General features: G+C 67.4%; 17 protein-coding genes. 7 read left to right on the forward strand and 10 right to left on the reverse strand.

From position 1 onward, the window contains the following. Nucleotides 1-725: 725 nt before the first annotated feature. The 5 genes from ACFYO1_RS27835 to ACFYO1_RS27855 form a co-directional block, all read right to left on the reverse strand. Nucleotides 726-1,721, reverse strand: a complete 996-nt coding sequence (locus ACFYO1_RS27835; protein WP_387236840.1) for a sulfate/molybdate ABC transporter ATP-binding protein — start codon at nucleotides 1,719-1,721, stop codon at nucleotides 726-728. Continuing rightward, a complete protein-coding gene (gene cysW / locus ACFYO1_RS27840) occupies nucleotides 1,718-2,524 on the reverse strand; it encodes a sulfate ABC transporter permease subunit CysW (protein WP_387236842.1) in 807 nt (268 codons plus the stop codon). The genes ACFYO1_RS27835 and cysW overlap by 4 nt, the downstream gene beginning before the upstream one ends. Beyond that, a complete protein-coding gene (gene cysT / locus ACFYO1_RS27845; protein WP_387236844.1) occupies nucleotides 2,521-3,396 on the reverse strand; it encodes a sulfate ABC transporter permease subunit CysT in 876 nt (291 codons plus the stop codon). Before cysT ends, cysW begins: the two co-directional genes overlap by 4 nt. Before the next feature lie 31 nt (nucleotides 3,397-3,427). Beyond that, entirely contained in the window at nucleotides 3,428-4,474 is a 1,047-nt protein-coding gene (locus tag ACFYO1_RS27850; RefSeq protein ID WP_387236846.1) for a sulfate ABC transporter substrate-binding protein, read from the reverse strand. A 202-nt stretch (nucleotides 4,475-4,676) separates the two neighbouring features. Next, nucleotides 4,677-4,766: an Ms4533A family Cys-rich leader peptide gene (locus tag ACFYO1_RS27855; RefSeq protein ID WP_317983926.1), complete on the reverse strand. Its 90-nt coding sequence runs from the start codon at nucleotides 4,764-4,766 to the stop codon at nucleotides 4,677-4,679. A gap of 71 nt (nucleotides 4,767-4,837) precedes the next feature. On the opposite strand from ACFYO1_RS27855, the gene ACFYO1_RS27860 reads away from it, so the two are divergent. Further along, nucleotides 4,838-5,896, forward strand: coding sequence for a M48 family metallopeptidase (locus ACFYO1_RS27860; RefSeq protein ID WP_387236848.1), 1,059 nt, complete (start codon nucleotides 4,838-4,840; stop codon nucleotides 5,894-5,896). A gap of 73 nt (nucleotides 5,897-5,969) precedes the next feature. On the opposite strand, the gene ACFYO1_RS27865 is transcribed toward ACFYO1_RS27860, so the two are convergent. After that, nucleotides 5,970-6,236: a hypothetical protein gene (locus tag ACFYO1_RS27865; protein ID WP_387236850.1), complete on the reverse strand. Its 267-nt coding sequence runs from the start codon at nucleotides 6,234-6,236 to the stop codon at nucleotides 5,970-5,972. Nucleotides 6,237-6,363: 127 nt separating this feature from the next. Here ACFYO1_RS27865 and ACFYO1_RS27870 point away from each other — a divergent pair, with 127 nt between their 5' ends. Further along, on the forward strand, nucleotides 6,364-8,361 hold the full coding sequence (locus ACFYO1_RS27870) for a glycoside hydrolase family 15 protein (protein WP_387236852.1): 1,998 nt from the start codon (nucleotides 6,364-6,366) through the stop codon (nucleotides 8,359-8,361). Nucleotides 8,362-8,373: 12 nt separating this feature from the next. Here ACFYO1_RS27870 and ACFYO1_RS27875 read toward each other — a convergent pair whose 3' ends face one another. Beyond that, entirely contained in the window at nucleotides 8,374-10,173 is a 1,800-nt protein-coding gene (locus ACFYO1_RS27875; RefSeq protein WP_387236854.1) for a dynamin family protein, read from the reverse strand. A gap of 74 nt (nucleotides 10,174-10,247) precedes the next feature. Continuing rightward, on the reverse strand, nucleotides 10,248-12,470 hold the full coding sequence (locus ACFYO1_RS27880; protein WP_387236856.1) for a hypothetical protein: 2,223 nt from the start codon (nucleotides 12,468-12,470) through the stop codon (nucleotides 10,248-10,250). A 383-nt stretch (nucleotides 12,471-12,853) separates the two neighbouring features. Between ACFYO1_RS27880 and ACFYO1_RS27885 the strand changes: the two genes are divergently transcribed. Genes ACFYO1_RS27885 through ACFYO1_RS27895 form a run of 3 tightly spaced genes read left to right on the forward strand, consistent with a single transcriptional unit; the run spans nucleotide 12,854 to nucleotide 15,335 of the window. Beyond that, nucleotides 12,854-13,231, forward strand: coding sequence for a hypothetical protein (locus ACFYO1_RS27885; protein WP_387236858.1), 378 nt, complete (start codon nucleotides 12,854-12,856; stop codon nucleotides 13,229-13,231). A gap of 23 nt (nucleotides 13,232-13,254) precedes the next feature. Then, nucleotides 13,255-13,944 (forward strand): response regulator transcription factor, encoded by a 690-nt coding sequence (locus tag ACFYO1_RS27890; protein ID WP_387236860.1) that lies wholly within the window; start codon nucleotides 13,255-13,257, stop codon nucleotides 13,942-13,944. Continuing rightward, nucleotides 13,941-15,335 (forward strand): ATP-binding protein, encoded by a 1,395-nt coding sequence (locus ACFYO1_RS27895; RefSeq protein ID WP_387236862.1) that lies wholly within the window; start codon nucleotides 13,941-13,943, stop codon nucleotides 15,333-15,335. The genes ACFYO1_RS27890 and ACFYO1_RS27895 overlap by 4 nt, the downstream gene beginning before the upstream one ends. Here ACFYO1_RS27895 and ACFYO1_RS27900 read toward each other — a convergent pair. Further along, nucleotides 15,309-15,893, reverse strand: coding sequence for a Uma2 family endonuclease (locus ACFYO1_RS27900; RefSeq protein WP_387236864.1), 585 nt, complete (start codon nucleotides 15,891-15,893; stop codon nucleotides 15,309-15,311). The two genes, ACFYO1_RS27895 and ACFYO1_RS27900, sit on opposite strands and share 27 nt — an antisense overlap. Before the next feature lie 115 nt (nucleotides 15,894-16,008). Beyond that, the gene (gene lepA / locus ACFYO1_RS27905; RefSeq protein WP_387236866.1) at nucleotides 16,009-17,856 is read right to left on the reverse strand and encodes a translation elongation factor 4; all 1,848 of its coding nucleotides are present in this window, start codon (nucleotides 17,854-17,856) and stop codon (nucleotides 16,009-16,011) included. A 191-nt stretch (nucleotides 17,857-18,047) separates the two neighbouring features. On the opposite strand from lepA, the gene ACFYO1_RS27910 reads away from it, so the two are divergent. Further along, complete coding sequence (locus ACFYO1_RS27910) at nucleotides 18,048-19,169, forward strand: AAA family ATPase (protein WP_387236869.1); 1,122 nt, start codon at nucleotides 18,048-18,050, stop codon at nucleotides 19,167-19,169. Continuing rightward, nucleotides 19,166-19,837 (forward strand): DUF4276 family protein, encoded by a 672-nt coding sequence (locus ACFYO1_RS27915; protein ID WP_387236871.1) that lies wholly within the window; start codon nucleotides 19,166-19,168, stop codon nucleotides 19,835-19,837. Before ACFYO1_RS27910 ends, ACFYO1_RS27915 begins: the two co-directional genes overlap by 4 nt. The last annotated feature ends 166 nt before the right edge of the window (nucleotides 19,838-20,003 follow it).

Consider the following 20,003-nt stretch of genomic DNA (forward strand, 5'->3'; position numbering starts at 1 on the left):
AGACCAACCGCCATCGCAATCCTCTGATCGCCGAGCCGATTTGCTTCGAACTCTGTCCACGCAACCACTCCGCGACCGGCCTGCCAACCACCGGACACCACGTTGTCCGCAGCCCGCCTGTTTTGACACAGGTTGCATAGCACAAGCATCCATCCTGGTCACCTGCCCTGGACGGCGGCGGCTACCTCCGCAGCCGGATCTCACTGCGACACGCCGATATTCAGCGGTGTCCGCCCTGCGTTTGCGGAAGCCTCCGACAACCGCACAGCCGACCGGTACCACCCGCGAATACACGTTCTCACATGCTGCGATAGCCCCTAACAATCGCCGGAACGCCAGACATGGGACCGAGGGAAGCGGATACTGTCACGACTCGCCGAGGCGATCCGGCGCCCGCCGCGCCGCCCACGCCCCGGATGAACCGCCCCACGCGACTCCAGCGCAACCGCGCACCCGATTCGGTGTTGTCATGCACCCTCGACAACACCTGGATTTCCTTGCGCCAGCACAAGATCAGCAACGTCTCAGCAGCCGGATGATCTACCGCACCGTCCGCGTCCGAATCCGGACGGCGCGATCGTCGCGGTCGCCCGCAGATTTACCACGCCATCCGCACGGATTTCATAGCGGACCGCTGGACCTCCTGGCTGCCACAGCGCCCCGATCCAGACCGCCCGGCGCACGAAACCGCAAGGCCTCCGGACCTTTTCGGCCCACGGCACCTTTTATTGCGCGGGCAACTCCGGGATCCTGGTCGCGCGGGCGTACACGGTCTCACCGTCGGACAGGCGCAAGGCCTCAGCGTCACCGCGGGTCACCTGCGCGGCGAACAGATCACCGGTCGCCGCGTTGCGCAGCTCGACCCGCACCTCGAAGCCGAGATGCACGACCCGTTCGACGGTCGCGCGGGTGACGCCCGCGGAATCCGCGGTGCCCTCGTGCTCGGCCTGCGCCATGCTCGGCTCCCGGCCGACCCGGATGTCGTGCGGGCGCACCAGATGTCCGTTGAGCCGGGCCACGGCGCCGAGGAACGACATGACGAACTCGTTGGCCGGCCGGTCGTACACGTCCTCCGGCGTGCCGACCTGCTCGATCCGTCCCTTGTTCATCACCGCGATCCGGTCGGCCACATCCAGGGCCTCCTCCTGATCGTGGGTGACCAGCACGGTGGTCACGTGGACCTCCTCGTGCAGCCGGCGCAGCCAGGTGCGCAGATCGGCGCGCACCTTCGCGTCCAGCGCGCCGAACGGCTCGTCGAGCAGCAGCACCTGCGGGTCCACGGCGAGCGCGCGGGCCAGCGCCATGCGCTGCCGCTGGCCGCCGGACAGCTGGGCCGGATAACGATGCTGGAAGCCGTCCAGACCGACGATGCCGAGCAGTTCGTCGACCCGCTTGGCGATCTCGTGCTTCGGCCGCTTCCGGATCTTCAGACCGAACGCCACATTGTCGCGCACGGTCATGTGCTTGAACGCGGCGTAATGCTGGAACACGAAGCCGATGTCGCGCTTCTGCGGCGGCACCCTGGTCACGTCGTTGCCGGCGATCAGCACGATGCCGGAGTCGAGCGATTCGAGTCCGGCGATCGAGCGCAGCAGCGTCGACTTGCCCGAACCCGAGGGGCCGAGCAGGGCGGTCAGCTCGCCCTTCGGAATGTCGATGGTGACGTCATCGAGCGCGGCGAACGAACCGTAGTTCTTCTTCGCATTGGTCACGGTGATCATTTGGTGCCCCGTTTGCGTTCGAGGAGGGTCATCAGCAGGAGGGTGACGAGGGCGAGGCCCATCAGCAGGGTCGCGGCCGAGTAGGCGCCGAAGGTGTTGTGGTCGTTGATGTATCGGCCGTGCACCAGCAGCGTCAGGGTCTGCGACTTGCCGGGCTGCGCGGACGACACCATGATCACCGCGCCGAACTCGCCGAGCGCGCGGGCCACGGTGAGCACGACGCCATAGGTGAGACCCCAGCGGATGGCGGGCAGGGTGATCCGCCAGAACGTCTGCCAGCGGGTGGCGCCGAGGGTGGCGGCGGCCTGTTCCTGGTCGTCGCCGATCTCGTGCAGCACCGGCTCGACCTCACGCACCACGAACGGCAACGTGACGAAGATGGTCGCGAGCACCATGCCGGACAGGCCGAAGATCACCTTGAAACCGGCGCCCTCCAGTCCGCCGAACCAGCCGTGCACGCCCCACAGCAGGATCAGCGCGACACCGACCACCACCGGCGAGACCGCGAACGGCAGATCGACGATGCCCTGAACGAGCGTGCGGCCGGGGAACTTCCCGCGTACCAGCGCCAGCGCGGTGAAGATGCCGAAGATGACGTTCAGCGGAACCACGATCGCCACGATGATCATGGACAGCTGGAACGCCGAGATGGCCGCGGGCGTGGTGATCGAGTCGATGAACGCGCCGATGCCCTTTTCGAACGTGCGCAGCAGGATGATGATCAGCGGCGACACCAGCAGCACGAACAGGTAGCCGAGCGCGACGACCCGCAGCGAAATCCGGGTCGGCCAGGAAAGATTCATCGTGATTCCTGTTCCTTGCGCACGCTACGTTCGGCGAGCAGTCGGAGAACGAGCAACGATGCGAACGAAATGACCAGCAGCGCAACCGAAACCGCCGCCGCATTGATCGGCCGGTCGATCTCGATCTGCTTCTGGATGTACTGCGAGGCCATTTCGGTCTTGCGCGGGATCGCGCCGCCGATCAGCACCACCGACCCGTACTCGCCGATCGCACGGGCGAACGCGAGCCCGCCGCCGGAGATGATCGCCGGGCCCAGCGTCGGTAATACGATGCGGCGGAAGGTGGTCCAGTTGTCCGCACCGAGCGACATCGCGGCCTGTTCGACCTCGCGGTCGGCCTCGATGAGCACCGGCTGCACCGAGCGCACCACGAATGGCAGGGTGACGAACGCCAGCGCGACGATCAGCCCGGGCTGAGTCGCGTTGAGGTGGATGTCGATCGGGCTCTGCGGACCGTAAAGCGACAGCAGCACAATGCTGGCCACGATCGTCGGCAGCGCGAACGGCAGATCGATCAGCGCGTTGACGATGCCCTTGCCCGGGAACTCGTCGCGCACCAGCACCCACGCGATCAGGGTGCCCATCACCACGTTGATCACCGCGACCACGATCGAGACCAGCACGGTGATCCGCAACGAGTCCACCGCCGCGGGCGCGCTGATCGCGTCCCAGAAGCCGGACCAGCCCTCGTCGAACGAGGTTACCGTGAGCGCGGCCAGCGGGAGCAGCACGATGATGCTGAGCCACAGCATCGCGATGGCGATGCCGAGCGGCCCCACCGAGCCGGTCACCCGCAGCCACGACCAATCGAACCGGCCGGCGGGGGTACCGCCGGGAGTCTTCGTGCTCCCGGCGGTGCTGCTGTCAGTCACAGTCGTCCAGTATCCCGTGCGCCGGACCCGGCTACTTGGTGGCCTTGTCGTAGATCACCGCGACGGAGCCGGTGTTCGCGGTGAACAGCTCCTTGTCCACGGCCTTCCAGCCGCCGAGGTCGCTGATGGTCCACAGCTTCTGCGGGGTCGGGAAGTCCTTGGCGAAGTCGGCCGCCACCTTCGGGTCGACCGGCCGGAAACCAGCTGTCGCCCAAGCCTTCTGGCCCTCGGGGGTGTACAGGAAGTCGCGGAACGCGACGGCCTTCTCCTGGCTCTTGCTGTTCTTGAGCACCGCGACCGGGTTCTCGATCTTGAACGTGACCGGCGGCACGAAGTGCTCGATCGGGTCGCCGTTGCGCTCGGAGAACAGCGCCTCGTTCTCGTAGCTCAGCAGCACGTCACCGGTGCCCTGCAGGAAGGTCTCGGTGGCCTCGCGGCCCGACTTCGGCTGCACCTTCACGTGCTCCTTGGACACCAGCTGGCTCAGGTAGTCCAGCCCGGCCTGCGGGTTCTTGCCGCCCTCGGACTTGGCCGCGTACGGGGCGAGCAGGTTCCACTTGGCCGAACCGGAGCTGAACGGGTTCGGCGTGACCACCTCGACGCCCGGCTTGAGCAGGTCGTCCCAGTCCTTGATGCCCTTCGGGTTGCCCTTGCGGACCACGATCGCGACGACCGAGCCGAACGGAATTCCCTTGGTGGCGTCGGCATTCCAGTTCGCATCTACCAGGCCGGCGTCGACCAGGCGGGTGATGTCGGGCTCGACCGAGAAGTTCACGATGTCGGCCTCGGCGCCGTCCTTGACCTTGCGGGACTGATCGCCGGAGGCCCCGTAGGAGCCGTTGACGACGACGTTCTTGCCCTTCTCGGTCTTGTTGAACTCGGGCACCACCTTGTCGAAGCCGGGCTTCGGGACGGCGTAGGCGTAGAGGTTCAGCGTGCCGCCGCTGCCGTCGGCGCCACCACCCCCGGCCGTGTCACTGGCTCCGCCGCCGCACGCGGTGAGGGCGACCGCCGCGAACGCGGTGAGGGCGACGACGGCGGTACGTCGGCGCGGGGAGAGCCAAGATTTGCGAGACATCGGGGGGACCTTTCCTACGGACTGCCGACTCGGGACCTCGAGCGGCAGAGAGAACTGCTGTTGGATCGGTAGACCTGCGCCGCGTCGATGCGAGCGGTGGCGTGGCTATCGGCCGGGTAGGCCGTCGGGGTTCGGGACGTCTGCGAAAAAGTTGCACGCCAGTCTACAAAGGAGGGACGCGCAAACGTGCCCGGTCAACCGATCAGCGACAGAGAATGTCGGCGACCGCGAGATTGCCGACCGCGATCAACGCCAGTTCATGGCGGACCCGCGGGACACAACTCGAAGACACGGGCAGACTGTAGCAGAGGCCACGGCCCGAGTTCGAATCACAGAGTTCCAGGAAGAGGGGGGTTTCATCCCATGACCAACAGCCCGGATCGCGTCCGCGCGAGATTTCCCGGCATCAGCACTCGCGCGTGGGAGCACCCCGCCGACCGCACCGCGTTGGTCGCGCTGCGGACGCTGTCCGGATTCGACGCCATACTGCGCACTTTGTCCGGATTGCTGCAAGAACGCCAGCACCGCCTGCTTTATCTCGCGACGGCCGTGCGGGTCGACGAACGACAGTTCCGTTCGCTGCATCAATTGCGCGAGGACTGCGTCGCCGTACTCGATGCCCGGCCCACGCCGGAGATCTTCGTGTTGCAGAGCCCGCACGTGAACGCCTTCACCATCGGCATGGACCAGCCGTTTATCGTGCTGACCACCGGATTGATCGATCTGATGGATACCGAGGAGTTGCGTTTCATCGTCGGCCACGAGCTCGGTCACGCGCTGTCCGGGCACGCGGTGTACCGCACCATGCTCATGCATTTGCTGCGCATCTCCGCGAGCATCGGCTGGATGCCGGTGGGCGGCTGGGCATTACGCGCGATCGTCGCGGCGCTGATGGAATGGAGCCGCAAGTCCGAGTTGTCCGGCGACCGGGCCGGGCTGCTGTGCGTGCAGGATGTGGACGCGTCGGTGCGGGTGCACATGAAGACCGCGGGCGGCACCTGGATCAAGGAGATGAACCACGGCGCGTTCCTGGCCCAGGCCGACGACTACGAACGCTCCGGCGATCTGCGCGACGGTGTGCTGAAGCTGCTCAATCTGGAATTGCAGAGCCACCCGTTCTCCGTGCTGCGCGCCGCCGAACTGCGCCGCTGGATCCAGAGCGGTGAGTACGACCGGGTGCTGGCCGGCGACTACCCGCGTCGCGACCAGGACAAGAACACCAGCATCTCGGAGGAGATCAAGGAGGCCGCCCGGACCTACCGCACCAATTTCGACCAGTCCGAGGATCCGCTGATCCGCACGGTCCGCAATCTCGGCCGCGACGTCGGTTCAGCGGTCAGCACGGTCGGTCAGGAGGTCGGCGAGACCGTTTCCAAGATCGGCAAGCGGTTCAACGACTGGCGCACCGGCGAGGCCAACTAGCGGGTCACGAGCCAGGCGACGACGACGAGGACGAGCAGGGCGATCAGGGCCAGCTGGACGCGCGAACGGGGCATCAGCGGGCACCGCTCTGCACGGTGGGGCGGGTCTCGCCGGTCGTGAGGTCGGCGGGCACGGTGTCGGGCACGGCGGGCAGCGGCTCCGCGCCGCCGTGCCTGCGGTCGAGGATCCGCAGCAGGCCGCGCAGCGTGCGGTCCAGCAGATAGGCGATGGCGAAGCTGACCGGGACCATGCCCACGAGCACGACGAGGAACTGCGGGATGAACGGGAGTCCCGCGACCCACAGCTCGAAGCTGTCCCACCAACCTGCGATCTGATGCACCTGCCCAGCCTAGTAGGTCTACCTGAGAGCCGGGCAAGGTGAATATTCGGTCACGGCGCCCACGGCAAACCTGCCGCGACGGCACACACAGTGGACGGGAGGTTCCCGTGGGCCCGAAGATAAGGACATGTCGTCCCTCGAGTCCTCCGCCGATCTCACCGTCGATGAGCCCTATGACCTGCCGGTGCTCAGCCAGCTGTCCGACTCGCGCGGGCGGGGCGCGTTCCCGCCGATCGACGATTACGCCTTCCTGTCCGACTGCGAGACCAGCTGTTTGATCGCCAGCAACGGTTCGGTGGAATGGCTGTGTGTCCCCCGCCCGGACTCCCCCAGCGTCTTCGGCGCGATGCTGGACCGCAGCGCGGGGCACTTCCGGCTGGGCCCGTACGGCGTCAACGTGCCGAGCGCGCGCCGCTACCTGCCGGGCGGGATGATCCTGGAGACCACCTGGCAGACCGAGACCGGCTGGCTGATCGTGCGCGACGCGCTGGTGCTCGGCCCGTGGCACAACAACGACCAGCGTTCCAGGACGCATCGCCGCACCCCTATGGACTGGGACGCCGAGCACATGCTCTTGCGCACGGTGAAGTGCGTGAACGGCACCGTGGAGCTCGAGGTGAGCTGCGAGCCGTCCTTCGACTATCACCGGGCGGTGGGCCGCTGGGAGTACACCGGCAAGGTCTACGAGGAGGCGACCGCGGTCCGCACCGACGACGCGAGCGCCGGGCCGAGCCTGGTGCTGACCACCGACCTGCGGCTCGGGCTGGAGGGCCGCGAGGCGCGCGCCCGCACCCGGATGTCGGAGGGCGACGAGAGGTTCATCGCGCTGACCTGGTCGGAATTGCCCGCGCCCAAGTCCTACGCGGAAGCGGCGCAGAAGATGTGGCAGACCACCGAGAGCTGGCGGCAGTGGATCACCCAGGGCAACTTCCCGGATCACCCGTGGCGCAACTACTTACAGCGCAGCGCGCTGACCCTCAAGGGCCTCACCTACGCACCGACCGGCGCGCTGCTCGCGGCCGCCACCACCTCGCTCCCGGAAACCCCCGGCGGTCAGCGTAATTGGGACTACCGCTACACCTGGGTGCGCGACTCCAGCTTCGCGCTATGGGGCCTGTACACGCTGGGGCTCAACCGGGAGGCCGACGACTTCTTCGCCTTCCTGCGCGACGCCACCACCGGTGCGAACGGCGATGCCGTTCCGCTGCAAGTCCTTTACGGCATCGGCGGCGAACGCGAGATCACCGAGGAGACGCTCGATCACCTCAGCGGCTACGACCGATCCCGGCCGGTGCGCATCGGTAACGCGGCGTACAACCAGGATCAGCACGATATCTGGGGCACGATGCTGGATGCGGTTTACCTGCACGTGAAGTCGCGCCAGCAGGTGCCGGAAACGTTGTGGCCCTTGCTGGAACGTCAGGTGCACGCGGCCATCGCGCACTGGCGCGAGCCCGACCGCGGCATCTGGGAGGTGCGCGGCGAGCCACAGCATTTCACCTCGTCCAAGGTGATGTGCTGGGTCGCGCTCGACCGCGGTGCGAAACTCGCCGAGCTGCACGGCCAATACGAGAGCGCCACCGAGTGGTACACCATCGCCGACGAGATCAAGGCCGACATCCTCGAGCACGGGGTGAACGCCAACGGCGTGCTCACCCAGACCTACGGCGGCGACACCCTGGACGCCTCACTGCTGCTGGCGGTGCTGACCCGGTTCCTGCCGCCGGACGATCACCGGATCCGCGCCACCGTGCTGTCCATCGCGGACCGGCTCACCGAGAACGGCCTGGTGCTGCGCTACCGCACCGACACCACCGACGACGGATTGTCCGGCGAGGAGGGCGCTTTCACCATCTGCTCGTTCTGGCTGGTGTCCGCGCTGGTGGAGATCGGTGAACTGCAGCGCGCCCGGCACCTGTGCGAGCGGCTGCTCGGCTTCGCCAGTCCGCTGCGCCTCTACGCCGAGGAGATCGACCCGCGCAGCGGCCGCCACCTCGGCAACTTCCCGCAGGCCTTCACCCACCTCGCCCTGATCAACGCGGTCACCCACGTGATCCGGGCCGAGGAAAACCGGCCCGCCGGCGGGTTCCAGCCCGCCCATTCCCCCGCGAACAACCCTGGGTAGCCAGGCTTTTCGTCAGACGGCCAGACTGTCGGCCTGCTCGCGCAGGCCGCGCAGTTTGCCGAGCTGCCCGTCGACCTGCTTGATCCGGTCGCCGCTGTGGTCGCCGTACTTCTGGTAGGCCGATTCGGCCAGGCGCAGCGCCTCGTCCGCCTGCTTGGCGTTGTCGCCAGCGATCTCGGTGAAGTGATCACGCAGCACCCGCTGCATGGCGCGCAACCGATTTCGCGATTCCTTGCTCACCTGGAAGATGACGTCGTCCATCAGCCGGGCCACCGCGACCTTCGCCTCCGCCCGCCTGCGCGCCTTGAGATTCTTGCGCTCGTCCCACAGGGCGTTGATGCCGAGCAGCACGCCCGCGCCGATCGAATACCAGTTCACCAGCGACATCTTCAGGATGCTGGTAACCAGGCCGACCATCAGGATGCCGCCGTAGGAGCCGCGCAGCGCGGAGAGGAACTGTTGTCCCACACGCGCTTTCGCACTCTCCAGCGGCTCGAGCGACTGCACCTGCTCGAGCACCTCGCCGGGGTTCTCCAGCCGCATGTTGGGCAGCGGCGCGGCCCGGTTGTCGGCCAGGAACTTCGACGCCACCTGCTCGGACAGCTCGACCGAACGGTAGTGCGCCATGACGAAGTTCTCTTCGACCGCCTCACAGATCCGCGCGTCCAGATCGGTGCCGAATTCCTTCCAGCGCCGCGCCGGATCGTGCTGCATGATCTCGGCCTCGGCGTCGCGGACCAGGCTGCGCAGCCGGTGCCGCAGGTCGTGTTCGATGTCGGCCATCAGCTCGGTGCTGCCGTCGACCAGCGTGACCTGCCAGTTCGACGTGCGCTGGCGCTGCTGCTCGGCGTCGTCGCGGGCCCGGACCAGCTTGTCGGTGATCTCGGCGCGCATGCGCGGATCGCGCAGCGACTCGACCTCGTTGCGCAGGGTCAAGCCGAGATGGTCGCTGACCAGCCGGATATCCTGCACGGCGGCTTCCAGCGCGACGCTGTCCGCGCGCGCGACCACGTAGTCGCGCAGGTGGTCGATCAGTTGCGGCACACCGGATTCGATGTCGCGCTGGTAGTTTCCGGTCAGCCCGGCCTGCCGGTGCAGTTCCGCCGACACCGGCGCGACCGCGAAGCCGAGCCCGGCCGCGTCGAGCAGTTCCCGGTTGCGCTGCTGGGTGTGCGACCAGTGGGAGAACTGGTCGATCTTGTTCAGCACGCAGATGACGGTCGGGCAGATCTGCTGGATGCGCTGCAGGTAGGCGATCTGATCGACGGTGAGTTCGGTGGACGCGTTGGTGACGTAGAGGACCGCGTCGGCGGCGGCGATCATCGAGGTGGTGGTGTTGTCCGCCCCGCGGGTGCCCGGCGCGTCCATCACCACGACGCCGTCGGCGAGCAGCGAACTCGGCTGGGTGAACTCGGCGCGGATCACGCCGAAACCGGAGATCGCCGGGCCGGGATCGAGCGGATCGACCGGCTGCCGCTCGGTGCGCCCGTCGACCGAACGCACCAGCGTCGCGGTCGGTTCCGGCCCGTACTCGACGATGACCGGCACGCTCAGGTCACTGTCGGTCGCGCTGACCGACGCGCCGACCAGGCTGTTGACCAGCGTGCTCATGCCGTTCTTCGGCTCACCGACCACGACGAGGCGCACCCGCGGATCGCCGACCCTGGCCCGGACCATGCTGAGCCGGCTGCCGAGATCGTCCCGCCCCGCGAATCGGGTTATCTCCCGCAGTTCGTCCAGAATCCGGATCAGCGGCGCCATCGCGTCCGGGTGTTTCACCGTCGCGGCCTTCAGCCCGGCTGCGGCAGACAACCTGCCTCCTTACATGCGTTTGCTCTTGATCGACATGGATGCCCCCTGCGACCTCTTGGTCACCACAAGTTCGGTTACATCAACGCTATGTCCATGCCGCCCGGCACCATGTGGTGGGTCTCGGCCATGGTCGATTCCGGCAGCAACCCACCGGACAGACCGCCGCCGGCCGCGACCGCGAGGGTCGAGTGGTCGGTGTAGTAGGCGTGATCCTGGATCGGCACCGCGGTCGTGTCGACCATGTGGGTGCTGTTGATCGGGTCGGCGATGGCGTGCGGCTTCGGATCGATGGTCGTCGGCGGCTTGTACGTGGGCACCGGCGCCTGGGTCGGCGCGGGGTTCTGGAAGGTCGGCACGTCGTGGGTCGGCACCGGCACGTCGTGGGTCGGGACCGAGGTCGGCATGTCGGCGGTCGGCACGTCCCGGGTCGGCACGGACGGTTCCGGCTGGGTGGCGGTCGGGACGTCCTTGGTCGGCACGGTCGGCTGGGTGGTCGCGCCGCCGCTGGTGCCGCCGTGGCCGGTGCTCGGGCCGGTGGTGCCGGGTGTGGTCACGTCGTCGTCGGACGGGGTGGTCGGTGTGTGCGTCGGCTGACTGCCCGTGGTCACCGGGACCTTGGTGGTCGGCACGTCCGGGCCGGTGGTGATGCCGCCGGGTGACGTGGACGGATGACCCGCGCCCGGCACCTTCGTGGTGACGTCCGGCGTCTTCGGGACGCTCGGCGTGGTCACGTCGGAGGGCACCGTCGGGACCGGAACGGTCTTGGTGATGGTGGTCGGCGTGTTCGGCGTGGTGACGGAGCCGTCCGAGTGCTTGGCCGGATCGGTCACCGGGGCCGGCTTCACCACCGGCGTCGGCCGGGCCTGATCGAACAGGGCGGGCGTGGCTGCGGCGGGCACGGTCAGCACCGACGGACCCTGCGGCGCCGTATAGACATTCGCGATCGGCGTGGTCGCGGCGTCCGGCTGGATCGTGGTCTGCAACGGGGTGGCGGCGACGACCGGCGGGGCCACCGCCGGCGCGGCGGTAGCCACCGGCGCCACGACGACCGGCGCGACCGCGGCGGTCGCCACGGGCGCGGTCGCGGCCACGACCGGGGCGGGCGTGGCGAGCGGCTGCACGATGGGCTGCGCGGTGGCGGCCGGTGCGGTCGAATGCGAATGGTTCGAGTGGTGCGTCGACGACGGGGTCGCGGTGGTGAGTCCGCCGACCGCGCCGGGCAGGCCGTGACCGGACACGTTCGGATCGGTCACCGCGCGGCCGCTGCCGTCGGGCACGTGCAGGCCGCTGCCGAGGAAGTCGGTGAACTGGTCGAGCTGGTCGCCCACGTGGCCGATGCCCGCGTCGACCTTCATCTCGGAGTTGAAGTAGATGCCCTGCGGGCCGATGCCGAAGTCGACCGACCACTGGGTGCCGACGAAGATGCCGAGCGGGTCACCGCCGCCGTCGCCGACTCCGTCGAACGGGCCGGTGCCCGCGGTCGAGGCCGCGTGCGAGCCGGGCAGATCGAAGGCGCCGGAACCCGGTGCGACGAAGCCGTTCGCGCCCGGCAGGCCGAAGCCGTGTCCGGCTTGACCGAGCCCGTGGCCGGGCAGTCCGAAGCCGTGGCCGCCGGGCAGATCGAGGTCGTCGGTGTTGCCACTGGTACCCGGCAGGCCGAAGCCGTTGGACGCACCCGCCTCGGTGCCGGGCAGGCCAATGCCGCCGGTCGAACCCGGCAGGCCCATCCCGGACTGGCCGGGGGCGGTGCCCGGCAGGCCGAAGCCCGCGTGGTTCGACGGACCGGAGGTGCCCGGCAGTTCCATGCTCTGCTGCCCCGGCTGGCCGCCGGCCAGGCTCGGCAGGCCCATGCCGGACTGGCCCGCATCCGTGCCCGGCAACGGGAAGCCAGCGTCGGTGCCGTGGTAGTCGCCGCCGAGCGTCGGCAGCGGCAGGTTCGAGCCGCCGGGATTGGCGCCGGGGAGGTTGAAGCCAGGAGTGTGGTGCGCGACCGGCGAGTTGCCGCCGTGCGGCAGCGGCGCGGGTTCGACGACCTGGTCCGGGAAGGTGATCACCGGGGAGGGGATGTCGGAGTCGGGATCGCTGTTGTGCGCCCAGCCCGCGTTGCGGCTGTCCGCGTGCGAGGAACCGGGGTGCGCCGGGACGCCGCCGCCGTTCGCGGCGACCAGCGCGCCGCCGGTGACATACGCGCCTGCCCTGGCAACCCGCGCGACGCCGGTGGCAACTCGATAGGCGGTGTCACCCGTGCGCTCGGCTGCCTCGGTGGCGTCGTCATCGAAGGGCAGGTCACGCGTCATGAAAGCTCCATCTCGGGTTTCCAGCAACCATCCTCACCAGCCGGCCAGACCGAGTGAAGATCACCTAACACTATTTCGGGAAAACCCGACTGTCACATTCTCCAGGACTGTAGAGACTCCACAGGTGGCGAGCAACACAACCTTGCCATCCGGAAAACCAGAACGGAAGCCCTATTTCTAGTGGGTTATCCGACCGAATGCGGGCTCGAATATGCACCATGACCAGGTCGGATTCTGCCGCCCCGCGCACCGCCTCGAACAGCGGCCAACCAGACCCTAAGAGTTCTCTAACGATTGCTCAACGAGTGGTGAAGATCCTTTGCCTACCGTCGATTTCGTCGGACCAGCCGGACGACAGCATCGAGCTCAAGGAGTCACCCCTCATGACTGCACTCATCGGACGCCGGGTCGCCGCAGTGCTCAGCGGCACCGTGCTCACCACAGGCCTGATCGCCGGCATGGCGGGCGCCGCCTCGGCGCAGCCGGGACCGCCGCCCCTGCCGACGCAGCCCGGTCCGTGGGTCGCGATCGACCCGGTCCCCGGCGAACCAGTCGTCTGCCCGGAACCCGGTCCGGACGGGCCGGTGGTGATCACCCACGGCGAGGGCGAGCAGGGCCCATGGGTCACCATCGAACGCGGCGACCTGCCGCCCGGCGCAGTGCCCGCGACCCCGCTCGACGCCCGGCCGTCCGCGCCCGTCCCGGCCTCCCCCGCGGTCCCGTCCGACGAGCCGGGGTGCGTCGTCGCCTACGCCCGCTGACCGGCCGGGACTACTGTTTATCCATGACCGGACACCGGATCTTGGTCGTGGACGACGAGGTTCGTGTGCTCGCGTCGCTACGACGCGGGTTGGAACTCTCCGATTTCGAGGTAGTCACCGCGGGCGACGGCGCCGAGGCGCTGGCGATGGTGCGCAGCACCTCGCCCGACGCCATGGTGCTGGACGTGAACATGCCGGCGCTGGACGGTGAAGGTGTGGTCACGGCGTTGCGCGCGATGGGCAACGACATCCCGATCTGCGTGCTCAGCGCGCGCAGCGCCGTGACCGACCGCATCGCCTGCCTCGAACGCGGCGCCGACGACTACCTCACCAAACCCTTCGACCTGGGCGAACTGGTGGCCCGGCTGCGCGCGCTGCTGCGCCGCCGGGTCACCACCGAACGACCGGACGCGCAGGTGCGGATCGGCCAGGTGCAGATCGACCTGGCCGGGCATCGGGTGCTGGCCGCGGGCACCCCGGTCGACCTGACCAAACGAGAATTCGAGGTGCTCGCCATGCTCGCCGACAATCCGGGCATCGTGCTCGGCCGCGAGCAGATCCTGTCCACGGTATGGGGTTACGACTTCGCCACCGATACCAATGTGGTCGACGTGTTCGTCTCGTATCTGCGGCGCAAGCTGGAAGCGCCCGGCGCGCCGCGGGTGGTGCACACCGTGCGCGGTGTCGGGTTCGTCTTGCGGGAGCAGCCGTGAAAAGGTCGCCGTCGCTGCGGACCCGGGTGGCGTTGGTGTCGGGCGTGGTCGCGGCGCTCGTCGCGCTCACGCTGACCATCACGTTCGCCGCGTTGCTGAACGCGACCGGTGAGCGGCAGCTGGACGACACCGTCTCCTCGATGGCGGTGCGGGTCGCCCCACCGTTGAAAGGTGTTCCAGCGGAACGGATTCCGGGACCACCGGCAGCGGCCCCCGGGCTGCCGGTGCCCGCCGTGCCCGGACAACCCGCGCCCGCGCCGACCGCAGGGGCCGATGCTCCCGGCTACGCGACCGAAGCACCGACCGCGGCGACCGAGATCCCGGACGACGCCATCGTCGCCCGAAATGGCGACCTGCCGCCCGACATGGCGATCACCCGCGTCGACGGCCTCCCCGGCGTGCTCGTCTCGCTGGATCCCAACCGCGACGTCGTCGCCTCCGCCATCCACCGCAGCCAGCTCATCGGCCTCGGCATCGGCGTGGCCGGCGCGCTGACCGCCGCGCTGCTCGGCTGGGCCCTGGCCGGTTACGCCGCCCGCCCGCTGCGCAGGCTGGCCACCGCCACCCACGGCATCGACACCCTCGAGCAGCTTCCGCCGCTATCCGGCCGTGGCGCACGGGAAGCCGAGGAACTCTCCGACGCCATCACCCGCATGCTCACCCGCCTCGAGGCCGCGCACCGGGCCACCAACCACGCCCTCACCAGCGCCCGCGATTTCGCCGCCGTCTGCGCGCACGAACTGCGCACCCCGCTCACCGCGCTGCGCACCGACCTGCAAGTGCTGGCCACCAAGGAGATTCCCGCCGAACAGCGCGGCGCCATCCTCAACGAGGTGCTCTTCGCCGAGCAGCAGATCGAGAACACCCTCACCGATCTCGAGCGCCTCGCCGTCGGCGAACTCACCGAACCCGACGTCTTCGAGCCCTTCGACCTCTGCGAAACCCTCGACCGCGCAGCTCAAGACGCGCAGCGCCGCCACCCTGCCGCCCGGGTGGAACTCACCGAATGCGAGCCCGTCACGGTGACCGGCCTGCCCGGCGGGCTCATGCTCATCGTCACCAACGCGGTAGCGAACGCCGTCCAGCACGGCAAAGCCGACACCGTCCGCATCTCGGTAAACCGTTCCGGCACAGACCAACTGGAAATTCTCATCGACGACGACGGGACAGGCATCCCGGAATCCGTCTGCCCCAACGCCTTCGACCGCTTCGTCAAGGGCCCCGGCTCCCCCGGCTCCGGCCTGGGCTTGGCCCTCGTCCGCCAACAAGCCGAACTCCACTCCGGCACAGCCGAACTCACCAAGAGCCCGCTGGGCGGCGTCCGGCTCCGGGTCCGGATCGCCGCACAGTCCCCTAGTCGAGGTTCACTCGCCCCAGCCCTCGAGGGGTGAGCTGTCGAAGCTGATGCCAACCTGAGCAGGCAATGTCACCTCGCGCCCGAACGCATAGGAGTGCACGTCCTGATACCGATCTCCGTCGGACTCGCTGTGTACGACAACTCTGGCGGCCTCGCGATCGATGAGTAGATAGATCGGAATCCCTGTCTGCGCGTACACGATCGGCTTCTCCACCCGGTCGCGCCACGTGCTATTCGGATCGGGCGAGGTGACCTCGACGACCATCACGACAGCGTCGGAGAACCCCCACTCTCCGCTGCCGACAAAGGCATCGAGTGGTGCCAGAACACCGTCCGGCCGCAACCGACCCTGCCCGCGGGCCCCAACGATCAAACCCTGTCCTGCGACATGCAAGAAGAGACCCGGATGTAACGGCATGAGCAGCAATAGCAACCAATTGAGAATTCGGCCGTGGTTGCCATCAGGACCTCGCTTGACCTCGAGTCGTCCGCCGATCAGTTCGGCACGCACGCCTTCGGTCTCGCGTTCGACTGCACGGGCAATCACCTCGAACTCTTCGGTGTGGATAACATCTCCGCGCACCGCAACCATTGCTGTCCTCCGCGCTCAGTATCGCTGGTCGACGGCTGATGCCTCATGGTCCAAGAGCTACGAGGCATTTTCGTGCCATGTCGCCAAGTGGGCCGTGTCTCGAATCCGTTCGACCCTACTTGCCCTTCGGCTTGTCCGACGCGGCGTCCGAGGACAGCGCGGCCACGAAGGCTTCCTGCGGGACCTCGACGCGGCCGATGGTCTTCATCCGCTTCTTGCCTTCCTTCTGCTTCTCCAGCAGCTTGCGCTTACGGCTGATGTCACCGCCGTAGCACTTGGCGAGCACGTCCTTGCGGATGGCGCGGATGTTCTCGCGGGCAATGATTCTGGAGCCGATAGCGGCCTGGATGGGTACCTCGAACTGCTGGCGCGGGATGAGCTCGCGCAGCTTGGTGGTCATCTTGTTGCCGTAGGCCTGCGCGGCGTCCTTGTGCACGATCGCGCTGAACGCGTCGACGGCCTCACCCTGCAACAGGATGTCGACCTTGACCAGCGCCGCGTCCTGCACGCCCGACTCCTCGTAATCGAGGCTGGCGTAGCCGCGGGTGCGCGACTTCAGCGAATCGAAGAAGTCGAAGATGATCTCCGCCATGGGCATGGTGTAGCGCAGCTCGACGCGGGTCTCGGACAGGTAGTCCATGCCGCCGAGCTCGCCGCGCCGCGACTGGCACAGCTCCATGATCGAGCCGATGAACTCGCTCGGCGCGATGACGGTGCACTTCACCATCGGTTCGTAGACGTGGCGGACCTTGCCCTCCGGCCAGTACGACGGATTGGTGACGACGTGCTTGTTACCGTCTTCCATCTCTACGGTGTAGACCACGTTGGGCGCGGTGGAGATCAGGTCCAGATCGAACTCGCGCTGCAACCGCTCGCGGGTGATCTCCATGTGCAGCAGGCCGAGGAACCCGCAGCGGAAGCCGAAGCCCAGTGCGACAGAGGTTTCCGGCTCGTAGGTCAGCGCGGCGTCGTTGAGCTGCAACTTCTCCAGCGCGTCGCGCAGGTCCGGGTAGTCGGAGCCGTCGACCGGGTACAGACCCGAATACACCATCGGGCGGGGCTCGCGGTAGCCGACGAGCGGTTCGGTAGCGCCGTTGCGCGCGGCGGTCACCGTGTCACCGACCTTCGACTGGCGCACGTCCTTCACGCCGGTGATCAGGTAGCCCACCTCGCCGACGCCGAGCCCCTGGGTCGGCTTGGGCTCCGGCGAGACGATGCCGATCTCCAGCATCTCGTGCGTCGCGCCGGTGGACATCATCTTGATTTTCTCGCGCGGGGTGAGCTTGCCGTCCACCACGCGGACATAGGTGACGACGCCGCGGTAGGTGTCGTAGACCGAGTCGAAGATCATCGCGCGGGCCGGCGCGTCCGGGTCGCCGACCGGCGCGGGTACCTTCTCGATCACCTCGTTGAGCAGTTCGGTGACGCCGACGCCGGTCTTGCCCGACACCCGCAGCACGTCGTCCGGCTCGCAGCCGATGATGTGCGCGATCTCGCCGGCGTAGCGGTCCGGGTCGGCGGCGGGCAGGTCGATCTTGTTGAGCACCGGGATGATCGTCAGATCCTTGTCCAGCGCCAGGTACAGGTTCGCCAGCGTCTGCGCCTCGATGCCCTGGGCCGCGTCGACCAGCAGCACCGCGCCCTCGCAGGCTTCCAGCGCGCGTGACACCTCATAGGTGAAGTCGACGTGGCCCGGCGTATCGATCAGGTGCAGCACGTAATCGGTGCCGTCCACCTGCCACGGCAGCCGCACGTTCTGCGCCTTGATGGTGATGCCGCGCTCGCGCTCGATATCCATCCGGTCCAGGTATTGGGCGCGCATCGCCCGCTCCTCGACCACACCGGTCAGTTGCAGCATCCGATCGGCCAGCGTCGACTTGCCGTGATCGATGTGCGCGATGATGCAGAAGTTCCGGATCCGCGACGGATCGGTGAACGTCGTGTCGGCGAAGCTGGCGGGCACTCCACTCCTCAGGGTATCGGCAAACTACCGCCTATCGTCCCATGAGCAGTACGAAGCTCCCGCCAGCGGTGTGCTCGAGTGCGATACCGGCTGGCACCGGCGTCGTTCGTCGTCGACTCGTGAGCGAGTGCGCACGAGGCGCAGTCGTGCGCAATCCCAGGAACGTCAGTGGCTCATCGTAGAGTTAGCCCATGCCAGGCCAACCGCTGAAAACAATCCAGATCGAGGGATTCACCTCGATCAGATCGGCGACGGTCGAGCTTCGGCAACTGAACATCTTGGTCGGTGCCAACGGCGCGGGAAAAAGCAACTTCGTCCAGGCGCTCGCCCTGCTCGGACGAATCGTCGACTGCGAACTCGGGCTGTTCGTCGGTCTCAACGGCGGTGCGTCGGCGCTACTCACCGACGGGGACGGCACCTCCCGGATTCGTCTCGAACTCGACGCGGAGCCCAACTCGTACGAGGCCGTCCTCGTCCCGGCGGCGAACGATGAACTGATCTTCGATTCCGAGACCGTCTACTACCACGAGCCGAAATATGACCGGCCGTACAGCAAGTCGCTCGGGCGCGGGCATCGAGAGACACGACTTGCCACTGACGTCGGCGACCCACGCGGTGGCATCGCCAAGTACGTCTTCGCACTCCTCGAAGGCTGTAAGGTCTTCCACTTCCACGACACGAGCGCGAACGCGCCGGTCAAGCGGATGGTCTCTACTGCGGACAACCTGAATCTGCGTCCGGACGCCGGAAACCTCGCCTCCTACCTGTACCGGTTGCAGACAAGCGACGAAGACACCGACCGAGCCGCCTATCGCCGAATTGTCGGCGCGATCCAGCTGGTGGCACCGTTCTTCCGCGATTTCGTACTGCAACCCGAGAACAACGACCGCATCCGGCTCCGCTGGCAACAGCAAGGCTCCGACGCTGTCTTTTCGGCCAACCAGATGTCAGACGGCACACTTCGCTTCGTCTGTCTGGCAACGCTGTTGCTGCAACCGGACCTGCCCGCCCTGGTCGTCTTGGATGAACCCGAACTCGGCCTGCACCCCTTCGCTATCGTGCAGCTCACGAACTTGCTTCGGCAGGCTTCGGCACGCAGTCAAGTCTTGATCGCCACCCAATCGGTCACCTTGATGAACCAATTCGAGATCGACGATCTGATCGTCGTCGAGCGCAAAGCCGGAGCATCGGTCTTCTCCCGGCCGGACGCCGCCGAATTGGAAGCCTGGCTGGCGGAGTACTCGCTCGGTGAATTGTGGGAAAAGAACCTGCTCGGCGGTCGCCCCGCCAGAGAGGATCTCGACCAGGCATGACGGCCAACTATCACCGCTTGCACTTCCTGGTGGAAGGACAGAGCGAGGAGATCGTCGTCAATAACGTGCTCGGGCCCTACCTCGCCGACCGCGGCTGGGCGGTAAGTCAGTCCATCGTCACGACCAGACGCCCCGCGGGTGGCCCCAATCACCGTGGTGGCGTCAGCAGTTGGTCCAAGGTCGAGCGGGAGATCAAGCTCCTCTTACGCGATTCGAGCCTGGGGGTTCTGACGACGCTCTTCGACTTCTACGCATTCCCGCCAGACGCGCCCGGAATGAGCGACATCCCACCCGGTTTGTCACCGCATGAGCGGGTAGCGCATGTCGAACAGTCGCTCGCAGCCGCTGCAGCCGATCACCGGTTCGTGCCACATCTGATCCTGCATGAGCTGGAAACCTGGGTATTCGCTGCCGCCGAGCAGGTCGGCTGCTTGTTACCAGGGCTGACCGAGCGGTTGGTCAAAGACGTGCACATGGCGGGTGGCCCTGAACTGGTCAATGACGGCCCTGATACCGCGCCGTCCAAGCGGATCTTCAACTATTGCCCGCGGTACTCGAAAACAAGCGATGGCCCGCTGGCAATAGCAGACCTCGGCGTCGTAGGACTCCGGAGTCAATGCCCCCACTTCGACGAGTGGCTCGACCATTTGGACAGTCGCCTGTCGTGATCGCGGACCTGCCGATGCAGTGAGCACTCACACATTCGATGCGTTATCGCTATTGGAGCGGGATCTTGCACCCCTCTGCTTCATCCCTGCTCGCGAAGGCCATTGGCCCGCCGGACTTGTCGGGGCGGTAGCGCGGGCCCAGATGGGTGGGTTGGTGGTTCGGTGG

The sequence above is a fragment of the Nocardia sp. NPDC006044 genome, from assembly GCF_042871115.1.
Lineage (GTDB): Bacteria > Actinomycetota > Actinomycetes > Mycobacteriales > Mycobacteriaceae > Nocardia.

Coding starts and splice junctions, on each gene's coding strand:
- ACFYO1_RS27900 (WP_387236864.1), bottom strand. CDS start 15,893: ATGGTTGCGGTGCGCGGAGATGTTATCCACACCGAAGAGTTCGAGGTG.
- ACFYO1_RS27850 (WP_387236846.1), bottom strand. CDS start 4,474: ATGTCTCGCAAATCTTGGCTCTCCCCGCGCCGACGTACCGCCGTCGTC.
- ACFYO1_RS27890 (WP_387236860.1), top strand. CDS start 13,255: ATGACCGGACACCGGATCTTGGTCGTGGACGACGAGGTTCGTGTGCTC.
- cysW (WP_387236842.1), bottom strand. CDS start 2,524: ATGAATCTTTCCTGGCCGACCCGGATTTCGCTGCGGGTCGTCGCGCTC.
- ACFYO1_RS27835 (WP_387236840.1), bottom strand. CDS start 1,721: ATGATCACCGTGACCAATGCGAAGAAGAACTACGGTTCGTTCGCCGCG.
- ACFYO1_RS27915 (WP_387236871.1), top strand. CDS start 19,166: ATGACGGCCAACTATCACCGCTTGCACTTCCTGGTGGAAGGACAGAGC.
- ACFYO1_RS27910 (WP_387236869.1), top strand. CDS start 18,048: ATGCCAGGCCAACCGCTGAAAACAATCCAGATCGAGGGATTCACCTCG.
- ACFYO1_RS27880 (WP_387236856.1), bottom strand. CDS start 12,470: ATGACGCGTGACCTGCCCTTCGATGACGACGCCACCGAGGCAGCCGAG.
- ACFYO1_RS27870 (WP_387236852.1), top strand. CDS start 6,364: ATGTCGTCCCTCGAGTCCTCCGCCGATCTCACCGTCGATGAGCCCTAT.
- ACFYO1_RS27860 (WP_387236848.1), top strand. CDS start 4,838: ATGACCAACAGCCCGGATCGCGTCCGCGCGAGATTTCCCGGCATCAGC.
- ACFYO1_RS27885 (WP_387236858.1), top strand. CDS start 12,854: ATGACTGCACTCATCGGACGCCGGGTCGCCGCAGTGCTCAGCGGCACC.